This is a genomic window from Gilliamella sp. N-G2 (assembly GCF_002142215.1).
Taxonomy (GTDB): domain Bacteria; phylum Pseudomonadota; class Gammaproteobacteria; order Enterobacterales; family Orbaceae; genus Gilliamella.
Genome location: NZ_NAST01000005.1, coordinates 25,318 through 39,819 on the forward strand (window position 1 = coordinate 25,318; position 14,502 = coordinate 39,819).

Genomic DNA, 14,502 nt, shown 5'->3' on the forward strand with positions numbered 1-14,502 from the left:
TTAGTTAAATAATAACTAGTCGTTAGCTCTCCAAACTCGTCTAGTCGTTCAGCAAGCTAACGTGTTATTGATTTCCAGTATTTATTACTAATATTTAACAGAGCGTAAATTAGCTAATTTTTGGTGGTTTTAACTCAGGAATAAATTCTTTATATTCAGGAATAAAATTTGTTGGTAGATATTGTTCACGGTAAATCGGATAATCAATATTAACGCTATAATTAGCAATAGCTATGCCACAAGCAAAACAATGATTAACTGATTCACTAATAAAAGGTTTTGTTGATTTAGAAGTCGGCAAATCAATTACTGGAGAGTGATGATTTGCGTTCACCCTTAAAGATTGTAAGCTAGGTGAATGATGAACAGTACAAGGTTTGGACATAATGAGTGAAACATGCCAAATAGAATAAAAAAACAAAAAGATTGTCGATATAATTAAAATATTCATTTTCTTTTTGTTTATGGCTAATGACATTGTTGATCACGCAATTAATCTAGCAAACCTTGTATTTATTTTACTAGAGAAAACACTAAATTTATACTATTTTGACAAGTGGAAGTTTTATTCAACTTCAATTGCTAATAATCGCCAATCTTTCAATCTGTAACATCAACAATAATTGGTATATTAATGGTTATTTAGTACAAGATGATCATAAAAATATATAAGCCAAATATAATTGGTTCTGGTATCATATTCGCATAAAAAACATTATGAATAATAGCGATATGAAAATTCTTTTTGGAGTACAAGGAACAGGAAATGGCCATATCAGTCGTTGTCGAACATTAGCCAAAGCGTTAAAAAAGGCTGGAGCGGATGTTGACTATATTTTAAGTGGTCGCGATCCTAAAGATTATTTTGATATGCAAGCTTTTGGCAACTACCGAACATTTGGTGGTCTTTCATTTGCTACGCTTAATGGCAAAATCAATTTTCGTAAAACTATCCAAAGAATTCGGGCTTTTAGATTAATTAAAGATGTTCGTGATTTAGATTTATCTGCATATGACTGTATTATTAGTGACTTTGAACCGGTTAGTGCCTGGGCTGCACATCATCAAAATCGAGAATGTTTAGGTATCAGTAATCAGTCTGTTTGCCAATATCTCAAGCCTAAAGAATATGGCACGATAGCAAATGTGATTATGAAATACTATGCTCCAGTTACACAACCTATTGGTTTACATTGGTTCCATTTTGGTCATAAATTGGTTCCGCCAATGATTGATTCATTTGCTACACCACCAACTGAAGATGGTAAAATTGTCGTTTATTTGCCTTTTGAAGATTTAACTGAAATTACTGGATTATTAAGTCAATTTTCGCAATATCAATTCAGTTGTTTTCACCCTGAAATAAAACAATCTTCTGCACGCGCTAATATTTTATTACAACCGCTAAGTCGAGATAATTTTACTCAAGCTCTACTAAGTTGTTCTGGTATTATTTCAAATACCGGATTTGCTTTAATTTCAGAAGCGTTATCTTTGGGTAAAAAGATTTTAACTAAACCAGTAGCAGGTCAATTTGAACAAGTTTACAATGCCCAATGTTTGCAGTCTTTAGACATGGCAACCGTTATGGAACATTTAAATAATATGAAGTTGAAATACTGGCTTGGTCTACCGTCACCTAAAGCTATTATTTATCCTGATGTGGCGACTGAATTAGCGAATTGGATTGTTTCAGGTCAAAAAGAGACATTACTTTCTTTAAGCCAAAGACTGTGGTCGCAGACTAAATTTCCGAGTAATGTTAGTGAACGCATTAAATCTTTAGGTTATGTATAAAGGAACTACAATGATATTAAGTATAATTGTTGCAATGGCTGATAATCGTGTGATTGGTATGAACAATCAAATGCCATGGCACATGCCTGCAGATTTAGCGTGGTTTAAAAAAAATACATTAAATAAACCGGTGATTATGGGGCGTAAAACGTTTGAATCTATTGGTCGGCCATTGCCTAATCGCCACAACATTGTCATCAGTCGACAGGCAGAGAGTAATACGTCAATTAATCCTAATGTTAGTTGGGTTAAATCGATTGATGAGGCAATATCAATTATTAATCAACAACAAGTAGAAGAAGCCTTTATTATAGGCGGTGGTAATATTTACCAACAGGTATTACCTTTAGTTAATCGACTTTATTTAACTCATATTGATGCCAAATTGACTGGCGATACTTATTTTCCTGATTATTTACAAACATCATGGCAACAAATTTATTCAGAAAATCATAAAGCGGATGATAAAAATTGTTATGATTACCAATTTGAGATTTTACAGCGAAGTTAATCAATAGATAAGGTTGCCACTCACATACTAGCGGCAACCGAATTATTATGCTTGTAAGCGTTTTGCTTCCAGCACGTCAGAAAGTTGTTTAATTTTATTCATAACTCTTTCAAGAGAGTCCTGATCAAAAATTTGCATATCCATATCAATCGTTGCAATTTGTTGTTTCATATCTATGCGACTCGAAACACCTAAAACATTTACTTTTTCATTAGCTAAAATTGTTGTTATGTCTCGCAATAAACCACTTCTATCACTAGCTATGATGCGAATGACCATCGTATAACTTGCGTTATGATTACCACTCCATACCGCACTGGTGATTCGTTCTGGAGCATGATTTTTTAGCTCTTGCAACTGTTCACAGTCTGAACGATGGATTGAAATACCTCGTCCTTGGGTAACAAAACCGACAATTGGATCACCGGGGATAGGGCGACAACAATTAGCAATGGTGTAGAGTAAATTATCTACACCTTCAATAATAATTTCACCACCTTTTATCGATGATATTTTATTGGTATTTTTGGCTTGAGAGGTTGATTTTTGGGTGATCTGTTTAAGAACAGCTTCATCTTCCTCTTCAGCCGTTGGCTTATTAAATTGGGCATTAATAAAATTAACCAGTTGGTTAATTCTAACATCTCCACTACCTATCCCAGCTAATACTTCGTCAAACGAATGGGCGTTATATTTACTAATCAGAATCTTTTCGACACTTTTTAGGCTAATATTTAACGGTTCTAATTCATTTTCTAAAATTTGTTGACCAGCAGCTATATTTTTATCTCGATCTTGTTTTTTAAACCAAGCTTGTATTTTTGCTCGTGCGCGGCTGCTATTTACAAATCCAGTATTTGGATTTAGCCAATCGCGGCTTGGATTAGGTTGTTTTTGGGTGATAATTTCAACTTGATCGCCCGTTTTTAATATATAGGTAAACGGTACTATGCGGCCCGCAACTTTAGCGCCGATACAACGGTGACCAACATCACTATGAATGTGATAAGCAAAATCTAATGGTGTTGAACCGGCAGGCAAGTCAACAACATCACCTTTTGGTGTAAATACATAAACGCGATCATCAAAAATTTGACTACGCACAGTTTCTTGAATTTCACCACTTTCTGACATCTCTTGTTGCCAAGTTAATAATTTACGTAGCCAAGAAATGCGCTGATCATAGGCAGTCATTTTATCTGTACTGCCTTCTTTGTATTTCCAATGTGCTGCTACACCTAATTCAGCATCATTGTGCATTTGTTCGGTACGTATTTGAATTTCAATAGTTTTATCATTTGGGCCATAAACCACGGTATGAATTGATTGATATCCATTGGGTTTTGGATTGGCAACATAGTCATCAAATTCTTTTGCAATATGTTTATAATGGCTATGTACGATACCTAAAGCATTGTAACAGTCTTCGATTCGATCACAGATGATGCGTACCGCTCGAATATCATATAAATCTTCAAATTGTAGATGTTTACGTTCCATTTTTCGCCATATGCTATAGATATGTTTAGGGCGACCGTAAACTTCGGCACGAATATGATCTTTATTCATCATATCCTGTAAATCTTTAACAAATTGATTGATATATGATTCGCGATCTAGACGTTTCTCATGTAATTTATAGGCAATAAAACGATATTGGTCAGGATGTAAATAACGGAAACAGAAATCTTCAAGCTCCCATTTTAATTGACCAATACCGAGTCGATTAGCTAAGGGAGCATAGATATTAAAACACTCTTTAGCAGCTAGCACTTGATCTTCTTTTGGCGCATGCATCAAATTTCGTAAATAAGTAATACGCTCAGCTAGTTTAATGACTACACTACGGAAATCATTAACCATCGCGAGTAACATACGACGAATACTATCAATTTGTTCGTTTGTTGCATGACCATTACGGATAGCACGTAGTTGTCTAATATCTTTCATTTTGACAACACTAGAAAGAATATGAATTATTTCACGGTCAAAATTTTCCGGTAGATCTTCACGGCAGATAATTTTAGTATCAAAGAAAGGTAGTAAAAGGGCTGTAGCTAAACTATTAATATCCATATTTAAGGTTGATAAAATTTCAACCATTTCAATTGCATTTTGGAAGCAATAGATTTGCTCTGGTTCACCAGCACTATGCTCAAAACAAAAATCCCAAATATCTTTAAATTTTTGATAAGATTCAATATTGGTTAATAATAGTTCTTGTTTAGCCCATCGTTCAACATCAAATTGTGCGAGCGTGTAATGTTCGTCATTTTGTTGATGGGCGCCTCTAATTGATACCATAATTATTATCCTGATTTAGTTAACATCAACATTGATTCAATGTGCTTAGTTTGTGGAAACATATCCAAAATAGCAACTTTTACAATGTTGTATCCTTCCTCAATAAATAGCTTGCAGTCCCTAGCCAATGTAGCAGGATTGCACGAAATATAAACTATTTTTGTAGGTGATATCTTAACAATTTCTGCTGTAGCATTATAAGCACCGGCTCTAGCTGGATCTAATAATACTTTGTCAAATTTTGACTGATTCCATATTGAAAATTGTTGTTTATCTTCTAAATTACAGGTGAAAAACTGAGTTTTAGCACCAATTTTATCTTTATTTAGTTTAGCATTGATCTTGGCTTTTTCAACCAGAGCATCTACACCTTCAATACCCGTGACTGATTGACTTTTTATTGCCATAGGTAATGAGAAATTACCCATACCACAAAATAGGTCGAGTATTTTATCATCTGAAGTTATATCTAACCATTCTAAGGCTTTATCAATCATCTTTTGATTAATTTGACTATTAACTTGTATAAAATCGAGTGGACTGAAAGTTAATTTTAGATGATTAATCAGATAATAATGTTCAGTGGTGCCACTGATATGAATCAGGTCATGACCATGAAAATAGAGTGAAATATTGTGAGCTTCAGCGAATTGTTTTAATAAAATGCTATCTTGCTCTGTTAGTGGCATGGTGTGTCTTAACACAAGGATAATGCCACTATCGACGGCAATTAATTCAATATGTCCAAGCGATTTTTTTTGTTTAATTTGTCTTAAACAAGACTGTAATGGCATTAATAATTTATCTAATTGTTCAACTAATACCGGACAGTGTTCTATATTTATAATTTGGTTTGATTCTGCCTGCCTAAAGCCGATTAATAATTCACCTTTAACTAAATTAATTGATAATCTAGCTCTCCTACGATAATGATATGGTTGGTCGGCAATGATATTAGGTGAATTGTCTTTATAGTCGAACTCCGCCCCAGCTTCTTTCTGTAAAAGTTTGATCAATGCTTCATATTTAGCTTGTTGCTGTAAATTTGATGAAATATGTTGTAATTCACAGCCTCCACATTTTGTATAGTATTTACATTTTGGTGTGACTCGCTGTTGGCTATAATTGTGGTATTTTATAACTTTTGCTTTAGCATAATTTTTTTTATCATCAGTTAATTGGATATCAACTGTTTCATCAGGTAACGCTGATTTTACAAAAATTGTTTTACCTTTATGATTTGTCACGCCTTGACCAAAGGCATCTAAATTAGTGATAGTAACTGTCAATTTTTGTGCAGTAAGCTTCTTTTTTGTCGGGGTGTAAAAATTAACCATATTAATAAATTGAAGTTATGTTAACCGTTTTAGTAACTCTGTTTTGACATGTAAAGGTACTAAATTAGAGATGTCTCCACCATGGAAAGCAACATCTTTAACAATGGTTGATGAAATAAATCCCATTGCAATAGATGGCATTAAGAAGATAGTATCTAAATCAGGTTTTAATGCTCGATTCATTTCAGCTAATTGTCTTTCGTATTCAAAATCGTGAGTTGTTCTCACTCCTCTGACTATCACTGTCGCCGCATGTTTTTGGGCGAAATCAGCCATAAGATTATCAAAGCCAATCACTTCCACATTCAATAAGTGTTCAACCGATGTTGAGGCTAAGTTTACTCGTTCTTCTAAAGTAAACAGCGTTTTTTTATTTGGATTTTGCGCTATAGCTACAATTAAACGGGGAAACAATTGCGATGCGCGGGTAATTAGGTCGATATGACCATTGGTGATTGGATCAAATGTTCCCGGAAAAATTGCTGTGAGCGATTTGCTTTTCATTTATCTTAATATCCATTAGTGAATAGGGGAATATCATACCTAATTTTAACCTAGATTGTTAGGTTAACTATGTAAAATCTTCGATTTTTTATCCTCAAAAAATCCCTTTCCTCAAATTTTTTGTAGTGATAAAAAATATTGAGGATAACGTAAATGTTAGCTGTTTTATGTCCAATTTTTAACTATAAAATATTCGTTATTCGTTATTCGTTAGGTTTATCTTTATAGTGTACATCACTAAGGTCGCGCAATCTTTCTGCAGCTTGTTCTGGCGTTAGATCTCGTTGCGCTTCTGCAAGCATCTCATAACCGACCATAAATTTTTTAATACTGGCTGAACGTAATAATGGGGGATAAAAATGAGCATGTACTTGCCAATAATCTGTATTATCATTACTAAATGGTGCACTATGCCACCCCATAGAATAAGGAAAAGAGCAATTAAACAAATTATCGTAGCGACAAGTTAATTTTTTTAAGGCTATAGCTAAATCTTTTTGTTCTGATTGAGTTAAATCAGTCAATCTAGGAATATGTTTTTTCGGTAACAATAGTGTTTCAAATGGCCAGACAGCCCAAAATGGAACTACAGCTAACCAATGTTCAGTTTCAACAACAATACGCTGTTGATTGATTAACTCTTTTTGTACATAATCAACTAACAAATTTCGCCCATACTTTTGAAAATAGTTACACATATTAAAATCTTCTCGAGCAATCTCATTCGGGATAAAACTATTTGCCCAAATTTGCCCGTGAGGATGCGGATTGGAACAGCCCATAGCTGCCCCTTTATTTTCAAAAATTTGTACCCATGGATAATTTTTCCCTAATTCTTGTTGTAAGGAGATCCAAGTTTTTATCACTTCTTCAATGGCTGATAAATTTAGTTCGGGTAACGTTTTACTATGATCGGGAGAAAAACAGATAACTCGGCTTGTACCTTTGGCACTTTGCATTTGGAATAACGGGTCATGACTAATAGGGGAGTCAGGTGTATCTTGCATTAACGCGGCAAAATCATTAGTAAAGACAAAGGTTCCCGTATAATTAGGATTGATATCATCGGTTACACGTTTATTTCCCGGACATAAAAAACAATTCGCATCATAATAAGGTTTTTGTTCCTCATTTATTGTCTCTTGTTGACCTTGCCAAGGGCGTTTTGCCCTATGTGGCGAAACTAATACCCATTGATCGGTTAATGGGTTATATCGACGGTGTGGATGGTCTACTGGGTTAAAAATATACATTTATGTCTCTTATTGGTTATTTTCCTATTATTTGCCAAACATTAATTAATCAGGATAGCCTTGAGGATTGCTAGATTGCCAATTCCATGAATCTTTTACCATATCATCAAGGGTTAATTTAGTTTTCCAGCCTAATTGTTGTTCTGCTTTCTTTGTATCTGCCCAAAATGCAGCTAAATCACCAGCACGTCTTGGTGCAAAATGCCAATTAAGTGGTTTTCCTGAAGCTTTTTCAAAGGCTTTTATCACTTGTAGGACACTGAAACCAATTCCTGAACCTAAATTATAGATATGTATTCCAACTTTATTTTGATCGGCTTTGAGTGCTGCAATATGACCATCAGCCAAATCGATGACATGAATAAAGTCACGAACACAAGTTCCATCCGCTGTGGGATAATCATCACCAAAAACAGATAAAGAGTCTCGTTTTCCAATTGCTACTTGGGTAATATATGGCATTAAATTATTAGGGATACCGAGTGGATCTTCCCCCATTAAACCACTAGGGTGAGCACCAACTGGATTAAAATAACGCAATAAGGTAAGAGACCAATCAGGTTCAGCAACCGCTAAATCCATTATGCATTGTTCGACCATCAGTTTACTTTTACCATATGGGCTAGTCGGTAATCCTTGTGGTAATGTTTCGACATAAGGAACGGGAGCTAATTCACCATAAACGGTAGCTGAGGAGCTAAACACTAATTGTTTAACTCCAGCTTCACGCATCGCTTTCATTAAAACAATAGTGCCATAGACATTATTTTCATAATATTCAAGTGGTTTATATACTGATTCGCCCACTGCTTTTAAGCCAGCGAAGTGAATAACGGCTTTAATGTCATGTTCATTAAAGATTTTTGTCAGTAACTTAGCATCACAAACATCGCCATGATAGAACTCAACTGATTGTCCAGTAATAGTTTGTATTCTTTCTAAAACCGAAGCTTTACTATTGAATAAGTTATCAACCACAATCGGAGTATAACCAGAAAGAATTAATTGAACGCAAGTATGACTGCCAATATATCCACAACCACCAGTGACTAATATTTTCATCTTAATACCTTAATTTATGCTAATTACGTTTATTGGATTTAGATTAATTATCTCATTAATTAAATTAGTTTTGAATAAAGCTTGAAACTCTCAATCTGATAATATTAGGGATGAGTTCAATCCAAAGCTGACTCTAATTTCGCCTAGTATTAAATAACCCTTTACAAAACCAATATTAACATAGATGAATCCATAATAGTTTAATTAAACATGACAGATAGTTATTTTGCAATACAAACAGTTGTCATGTATACAGTTATTACTCAGCGTAACTGAAAATGATTAGTGATATATTTGAATGTTTTTAACAGTAATAGTAAGGTTAAATACATAGGTTTTTTTTAGTATTACGATTTTAATCGGTAAATTTTCTAGAGTTAAGCATAGTATTCTCATTGAGAGAATAGTTTAAAATTTGATAGCAATTAGCGAAAAAAAACTGAAGAAAAAATAGATGAAATAATCAACTAAAACTAAAAGATATTCAAATTCATTTTATGAAATTAATTAAAAAGTATTAGTAATATAGAAGAGATGTTTAGATTGTCTAATCGTTTAAACTTTAAACTTTTATAGACAATCTAATTTATTTATTTTTTAAATTCTTTTAGGCGAGTTTCAAAGTCTTGCCACTGATAAAAACCATCACTATTTGCTACGGCATTTTTTAGCTGAAGTTGGTAATGTTGCGGTGGATGATTGATATCAAGTGGTTGAGCGGTGTAAAGTTGTTCAAAACTTTGATAAACGTATTCAGCTTTAAACAAATATTTCTCCGATGCTTTATTACGATAACGTTGTAATATAACCATACCACCAATTGGTGTATTTTCACATTGGTTAGGAAGTTGGTATTCGGCAAAATCCAAAGCGCCGAGCAGTGCGGCAATGGTACTATCATGACCGACTAGTAGATTGACTTTGTGAGTTTTATTGTGTAATAGATCATCTATTTTATTAATTAATAATTTACTATTATGTCGAGCAATCGTTCTAGAATGAAAAACTAAGTCAATATAATGGTTGCGAATTTGCATCAATTGTTGCCATTGTTCTTGACTGGTTATTCTTCCCCAAGCAATTTGCTCTTTAGGAAATGCCGAATAATACTGTAATAAAAAAGCATCGATGACACAAATACCAATGGCTAATGGCCCGCGTAGTTCAGGCTCTTCGTTTTTTACAAAATGAAGTTCATAAGGTATATCTGCAAAATCACATTTAAGTTCGGAATATAATTGTGAGTGTGGATAGTCTAATATATCTGATACCATTTTGTAAGCAGGGGCTAAATTTTTGAATATAGAACCTTTTTTGTCAGCTTCTTCAATTTCTTTCAATACTTTTTGTTTAATTTCCGATGAGTCGTTTTGTACACTTGGATCAAAAATAGGGTCCATTTTTTCAATGGTATATTTATGCTCGATAGGAATATCATAACCCGCATAAGCGCCAGCAACTAAGAATTGAGCTGTCGCTACCGTTCTTTGAAGACTATTTGCATAAACATAGATATCAGGATTTTCAGGGGTGAGTTTAATATTTTGTTGTTCAAGCCATTGAGATAGATAATGGCCAAAAAAAGTTTCTAATACTCCACCTCGGGTGGTCAAATAACCATAAGCATGATCCCAACTGGGCCATTTAAATGGGCTGGATTTTTCTAAAAATGCTATCGTGTTCTCTAATGGTGTGCGAATACCGTGGCGGCTTAATATAACGACTTTGTCTAATTGGTATTGATTGTTGTTCATTTAGTTATCCATCCTTGTTTATGCAAATAATTTAAAATGAAATCTCGTTGCCCTTTGATAATTGTTTCTGCAATTTTATCACTCCAACCATTGGTTTTTTGATTCGTTTGTCGATGACGATAGTACTCGCGCATTTGAGTATCGTATTGTACTAATAATTGATGATCTATTGGTTGATAGTGATTTTCAAAAAAAACTAATTGTTTTGGTAATCGTGGTTTAATATCAGGATTTTGGTTAGGATAACCAATACAAAGTCCAAATAAAGGAAGAACATATTTAGGTAGGGCAAGTAATTCGGTCAGTTTAGCAATATTATTGCGTAAACCTCCAATGTATACCGTACCTAAACCTAATGACTGCGCTGCAATCACCGCATTTTGAGCCATAAGTGTGGTATCAATACAACCCACTAGAAGTTGCTCGGCTTTTTCAAGTGGAATGGTAGCATCAATTTGAAAATGACGGTTAAAATCGGCACAAAACACCCAAAACTCTGGCGCTTGAACGATATGACTCTGATCGCCTGAATAATGAGCTAATTCTGACCTTTTCTCACTATCTGTGATTCTTATTATGGTTGCACATTGTAAAAAGTTTGAACTTGGAGCCGATTGTGCCGCCTGAATAATTTCATTAATCTGTTCACTTGTTAATGGTGTTGATTTATAAGATCGAATTGAACGACGCTGGCAAATTAAATCAATTGTCTTATTTGACATGATGGCTCCTTAATATCACTGTTTTTTTATAAATTGCATATCCCAAACACCATGTCCCAGATTTTGACCGCGTTTTTCGAATTTGGTAATAGGGCGATCTTCAGGTCTCGGAATATAGTCATTAGTAGCAGATAAATTTTTAAATCCTTCCGCTTGATTTAATATTTCAAGCATATGCTCTGCATAGTGTTGCCAATCGGTAGCTAAATGTAAAATACCATCAGTCTTTAATTTTCTATGAATTAAAGCAACAAAATTAGGTTGAATGATTCGACGTTTATTGTGTCTTGCTTTATGCCATGGATCGGGGAAGAAAATTTGCACCTTATCTAATGAGTTATCTGGTATCATGTTTTCTAACACTTCAACGGCATCATGACACATAACTTTTAAATTAGATAATTGATTTTCCTCAATTGCCATTAAACAAGCACCAACGCCCGGTTTATGGACTTCAATACCTAAAAAATTCTTGGCAGGGGCATTTTTTGCCATTTCAATTAATGAAGCACCCATGCCAAAACCGATTTCAAACACCACCGGTTTATTATCTTTAAAAACAATTGGTGAGGTAGCATTGTATTCAACACCATAGATAGGCCATAAATGAGTTAAAGCCTGTTGTTGCCCTTTAGTTAAGCGACCTTGTCGTAATACAAAACTACGTATTGTTCGTTTAGATTCAGTCTGTAGATTATTGGTTTTTAATTGTTCACTCATTGTGTATCTGCTGTTATTGTTAAATAGTTTATCAAGGTAATTGTTTACCTTTGTTGTACAGTAGTTTAACCGATTTTTAATCCACTTCAAAAAACATCTTGTTAACTTATTTTTCTATATATAATTGTGACAGATATAAAATATTTGTAAGAATTTTTTATAATCTGGTTGAGCATAATCTGTAAATGATTATATAATTGTGATCCCGATTTAACCGATTACGTTTTATGTAATCATGATTACATGCTTGAGGATTTCTCGTGCCTGATATGAAGCTTTTTGCTGGTAACGCCACACCCGAACTAGCAAAACGTATAGCTAATCGTCTTTATACTTCCCTTGGTGATATTATTGTTAGCCGTTTTAGTGACGGTGAAGTCAATGTCCAAATTAATGAAAATGTCCGTGGTGAAGATGTTTTTATTATCCAATCAACTTGTGCGCCTACCAATGACAATTTAATGGAATTATTAGTAATGATTGATGCAATGCGTCGAGCATCTGCTGGTCGTATTACTGCTGTTATTCCTTATTTTGGGTATGCAAGGCAAGATCGCCGTGTGCGTTCTGCGCGTGTTCCTATCACAGCTAAAGTTGTTGCTGATTTTTTATCAACTGTTGGTGTTGATAGGGTTTTAACTGTAGATCTTCATGCTGAACAGATTCAAGGTTTTTTTGATGTACCTGTTGATAATGTATTTGGTAGCCCTGTCATTTTAGAAGATATGTTACAACGTGATTTTGAACGTCCAATAGTGGTATCTCCAGATATTGGTGGAGTTGTTCGTGCTCGTGCGATTGCCAAACTTTTAAATGATATTGACATGGCCATTATCGATAAACGTCGTCAACGTGCTAATGAAGCAGAGGTAATGAATATTATTGGTGATGTTTCTGATAGAGATTGTATTTTAGTTGATGACATGATTGATACTGCGGGAACACTTTGTAAAGCAGCTGATGCATTAAAAGCTCGCGGAGCAAAACGTGTCTTCGCTTATGCAACTCATCCAATTTTTTCAGGAAAAGCCATAAGTAATATTAAAAACTCTGCCATTGATGAAATTGTAGTTTGTGACACAATTCCATTGACAGCAGAAGTTAAAGCATTGAAGAATGTGCGTCAGCTTACATTATCAGGTATGCTTGCTGAAGCAATTCGACGTATTAGCAACGAAGAATCGATTTCTGCAATGTTCCATCAATAATCTTTTCAACTGATAGATAGCCCCTTATAGGGGCTTTTTTGCTATTGATAATTAACGATTAAACTATTATGACAACAATCAAACTTATTGTAGGTTTAGCAAATCCCGGTAACGAATATGCTGCAACTCGCCATAATGCTGGTGCTTGGTATGTTGATCTTCTTGCTGAACGTTATAATCAACCATTAAAAAATGATCCTAAATTTTTTGGATACACTGCCCGAATTAATCTTAATGGTCATGAAGTCCGTTTGCTAGTACCAACAACCTTTATGAATTTAAGTGGAAAAGCGGTTCAAGTAATGGCATCTTTTTATCAAATTCAACCTGATGAGATATTAGTTGCTCATGATGAGTTAGATCTTAATCCCGGTATTGCTAAATTGAAATTTGGCGGTAGTCATGGTGGTCATAATGGCTTGAAAGACATTGCCAGTAAACTTGGCAATAATCTGAATTTTTATCGACTAAGAATTGGAATTGGCCATCCAGGTGATAAAAATAAAGTAGTCGGTTATGTATTAAATAAACCATCTAAACCTGAACAAGAGTTAATTGATAAAGCTATTGATGAATCAGTATATTGTACCAATATTCTATTAACGGATGGTATAGAAAGTGCGATGAATCGTCTGCACTCATTCAAAGTTTAAACTTGCTAAAAATAGCCAGTCCCGTAATAAACTAAACATAAAAAATCCACCTGATGAACAGGTGGATGACAAATCACGTATCCATTCAGACTAAGAAAATAAGTGAGAAACGTTACCACCTTTCTCTGCAATTTTTTTCAATACTTCTTTGATTAACCATGTATTCATTGCGGCGGTATCGTCTGTGTTACCAGTATAATTAAGTTCAGTTGCTAATTTTTTGCGTGCATCTAAACTGTTATCAATACCTAATAATTTTAATAAATCAACAATTGAGGTTTTCCAATTAAGTTTTTCAGGAAATTTTTTAGCCAAATTATCCAAAATTGACATTACGTCGACTTGAGAAATAGGCGTTTTGTTTTCTGAGGAATTTTGTTGATTTTGATCGGAATTACTGTTATTTCCAGTATTGTTAGAAGTTTTGTCTTTAACGGTGTCAGTAATTTTATCAACTTGCTCTTTCACCGCATCTTTTGCATGACCTACAGCTGCCTGTGCGCTTGGAAATATTTTAGAAAAAATATTATTTAAGATACCCATTTTACACCCCTTATGTTTAAACTGCTTATTAAAAAACTGCTTAACGATACAGATGTAGAAAATATCCGTTAAAGTATAGCGGTTAAATATACATAGTGTCAAAACATCAATTATCCAATAGCATTTTTTGTAAT

The 14,502-nt window shown here is 34.1% G+C and carries 14 protein-coding genes; 4 read left to right on the forward strand and 10 right to left on the reverse strand.

What is annotated here, in order from left to right; genetic code table 11:
- Window positions 1-109: 109 nt before the first annotated feature.
- Window positions 110-451, reverse strand: coding sequence for a hypothetical protein (locus B6C99_RS03735; RefSeq protein ID WP_158092433.1), 342 nt, complete (start codon window positions 449-451; stop codon window positions 110-112).
- Between the two features lie 281 nt (window positions 452-732).
- Here B6C99_RS03735 and B6C99_RS03740 point away from each other — a divergent pair, with 281 nt between their 5' ends.
- Entirely contained in the window at window positions 733-1,797 is a 1,065-nt protein-coding gene (locus B6C99_RS03740; protein ID WP_158092434.1) for an MJ1255/VC2487 family glycosyltransferase, read from the forward strand.
- A gap of 10 nt (window positions 1,798-1,807) precedes the next feature.
- Window positions 1,808-2,308 (forward strand): type 3 dihydrofolate reductase, encoded by a 501-nt coding sequence (gene folA, locus B6C99_RS03745; protein WP_086358608.1) that lies wholly within the window; start codon window positions 1,808-1,810, stop codon window positions 2,306-2,308.
- 45 nt (window positions 2,309-2,353) lie between these two features.
- On the opposite strand, the gene relA is transcribed toward folA, so the two are convergent.
- From relA to trmB, 8 genes are all read right to left on the reverse strand, one after another.
- Entirely contained in the window at window positions 2,354-4,612 is a 2,259-nt protein-coding gene (relA, locus tag B6C99_RS03750; protein WP_086358609.1) for a GTP diphosphokinase, read from the reverse strand.
- A 5-nt stretch (window positions 4,613-4,617) separates the two neighbouring features.
- Window positions 4,618-5,949, reverse strand: a complete 1,332-nt coding sequence (gene rlmD / locus B6C99_RS03755) for a 23S rRNA (uracil(1939)-C(5))-methyltransferase RlmD (RefSeq protein WP_086358610.1) — start codon at window positions 5,947-5,949, stop codon at window positions 4,618-4,620.
- Between the two features lie 15 nt (window positions 5,950-5,964).
- Complete coding sequence (coaD, locus tag B6C99_RS03760; RefSeq protein ID WP_086358611.1) at window positions 5,965-6,453, reverse strand: pantetheine-phosphate adenylyltransferase; 489 nt, start codon at window positions 6,451-6,453, stop codon at window positions 5,965-5,967.
- Window positions 6,454-6,656: 203 nt separating this feature from the next.
- Window positions 6,657-7,706: a galactose-1-phosphate uridylyltransferase gene (galT, locus tag B6C99_RS03765; protein WP_086358612.1), complete on the reverse strand. Its 1,050-nt coding sequence runs from the start codon at window positions 7,704-7,706 to the stop codon at window positions 6,657-6,659.
- A gap of 45 nt (window positions 7,707-7,751) precedes the next feature.
- The gene (gene galE / locus B6C99_RS03770) at window positions 7,752-8,768 is read right to left on the reverse strand and encodes a UDP-glucose 4-epimerase GalE (RefSeq protein WP_086358613.1); all 1,017 of its coding nucleotides are present in this window, start codon (window positions 8,766-8,768) and stop codon (window positions 7,752-7,754) included.
- A 590-nt stretch (window positions 8,769-9,358) separates the two neighbouring features.
- Window positions 9,359-10,522, reverse strand: coding sequence for a histidine-type phosphatase (locus tag B6C99_RS03775; RefSeq protein ID WP_086358614.1), 1,164 nt, complete (start codon window positions 10,520-10,522; stop codon window positions 9,359-9,361).
- Entirely contained in the window at window positions 10,519-11,244 is a 726-nt protein-coding gene (gene nfsA / locus B6C99_RS03780) for an oxygen-insensitive NADPH nitroreductase (protein ID WP_086358615.1), read from the reverse strand. The genes B6C99_RS03775 and nfsA overlap by 4 nt, the downstream gene beginning before the upstream one ends.
- A 15-nt stretch (window positions 11,245-11,259) precedes the next feature.
- Window positions 11,260-11,964 carry a tRNA (guanosine(46)-N7)-methyltransferase TrmB gene (gene trmB / locus B6C99_RS03785; protein WP_086358616.1) on the reverse strand — a complete coding sequence of 235 codons (705 nt, stop codon included), beginning with the start codon at window positions 11,962-11,964 and terminating at the stop codon, window positions 11,260-11,262.
- A gap of 260 nt (window positions 11,965-12,224) precedes the next feature.
- Between trmB and B6C99_RS03790 the strand changes: the two genes are divergently transcribed.
- The gene (locus B6C99_RS03790; RefSeq protein WP_086358617.1) at window positions 12,225-13,172 is read left to right on the forward strand and encodes a ribose-phosphate pyrophosphokinase; all 948 of its coding nucleotides are present in this window, start codon (window positions 12,225-12,227) and stop codon (window positions 13,170-13,172) included.
- Window positions 13,173-13,240: 68 nt separating this feature from the next.
- Window positions 13,241-13,825 carry an aminoacyl-tRNA hydrolase gene (gene pth / locus B6C99_RS03795; protein WP_086358618.1) on the forward strand — a complete coding sequence of 195 codons (585 nt, stop codon included), beginning with the start codon at window positions 13,241-13,243 and terminating at the stop codon, window positions 13,823-13,825.
- Window positions 13,826-13,915: 90 nt separating this feature from the next.
- Here pth and B6C99_RS03800 read toward each other — a convergent pair whose 3' ends face one another.
- Window positions 13,916-14,368 (reverse strand): DUF3597 domain-containing protein, encoded by a 453-nt coding sequence (locus B6C99_RS03800; protein ID WP_086358619.1) that lies wholly within the window; start codon window positions 14,366-14,368, stop codon window positions 13,916-13,918.
- Window positions 14,369-14,502 lie beyond the last annotated feature (134 nt).

Bases quoted from the DNA above. Each gene is read 5' to 3' on its own strand.
- pth (WP_086358618.1), top strand. From the start codon at position 13,241: ATGACAACAATCAAACTTATTGTAGGTTTAGCAAATCCCGGTAACGAA.
- B6C99_RS03735 (WP_158092433.1), bottom strand. From the start codon at position 451: ATGAATATTTTAATTATATCGACAATCTTTTTGTTTTTTTATTCTATT.
- B6C99_RS03740 (WP_158092434.1), top strand. From the start codon at position 733: ATGAAAATTCTTTTTGGAGTACAAGGAACAGGAAATGGCCATATCAGT.
- relA (WP_086358609.1), bottom strand. From the start codon at position 4,612: ATGGTATCAATTAGAGGCGCCCATCAACAAAATGACGAACATTACACG.
- galE (WP_086358613.1), bottom strand. From the start codon at position 8,768: ATGAAAATATTAGTCACTGGTGGTTGTGGATATATTGGCAGTCATACT.
- coaD (WP_086358611.1), bottom strand. From the start codon at position 6,453: ATGAAAAGCAAATCGCTCACAGCAATTTTTCCGGGAACATTTGATCCA.
- B6C99_RS03775 (WP_086358614.1), bottom strand. From the start codon at position 10,522: ATGAACAACAATCAATACCAATTAGACAAAGTCGTTATATTAAGCCGC.
- B6C99_RS03800 (WP_086358619.1), bottom strand. From the start codon at position 14,368: ATGGGTATCTTAAATAATATTTTTTCTAAAATATTTCCAAGCGCACAG.
- folA (WP_086358608.1), top strand. From the start codon at position 1,808: ATGATATTAAGTATAATTGTTGCAATGGCTGATAATCGTGTGATTGGT.
- nfsA (WP_086358615.1), bottom strand. From the start codon at position 11,244: ATGTCAAATAAGACAATTGATTTAATTTGCCAGCGTCGTTCAATTCGA.
- trmB (WP_086358616.1), bottom strand. From the start codon at position 11,964: ATGAGTGAACAATTAAAAACCAATAATCTACAGACTGAATCTAAACGA.
- galT (WP_086358612.1), bottom strand. From the start codon at position 7,706: ATGTATATTTTTAACCCAGTAGACCATCCACACCGTCGATATAACCCA.
- rlmD (WP_086358610.1), bottom strand. From the start codon at position 5,949: ATGGTTAATTTTTACACCCCGACAAAAAAGAAGCTTACTGCACAAAAA.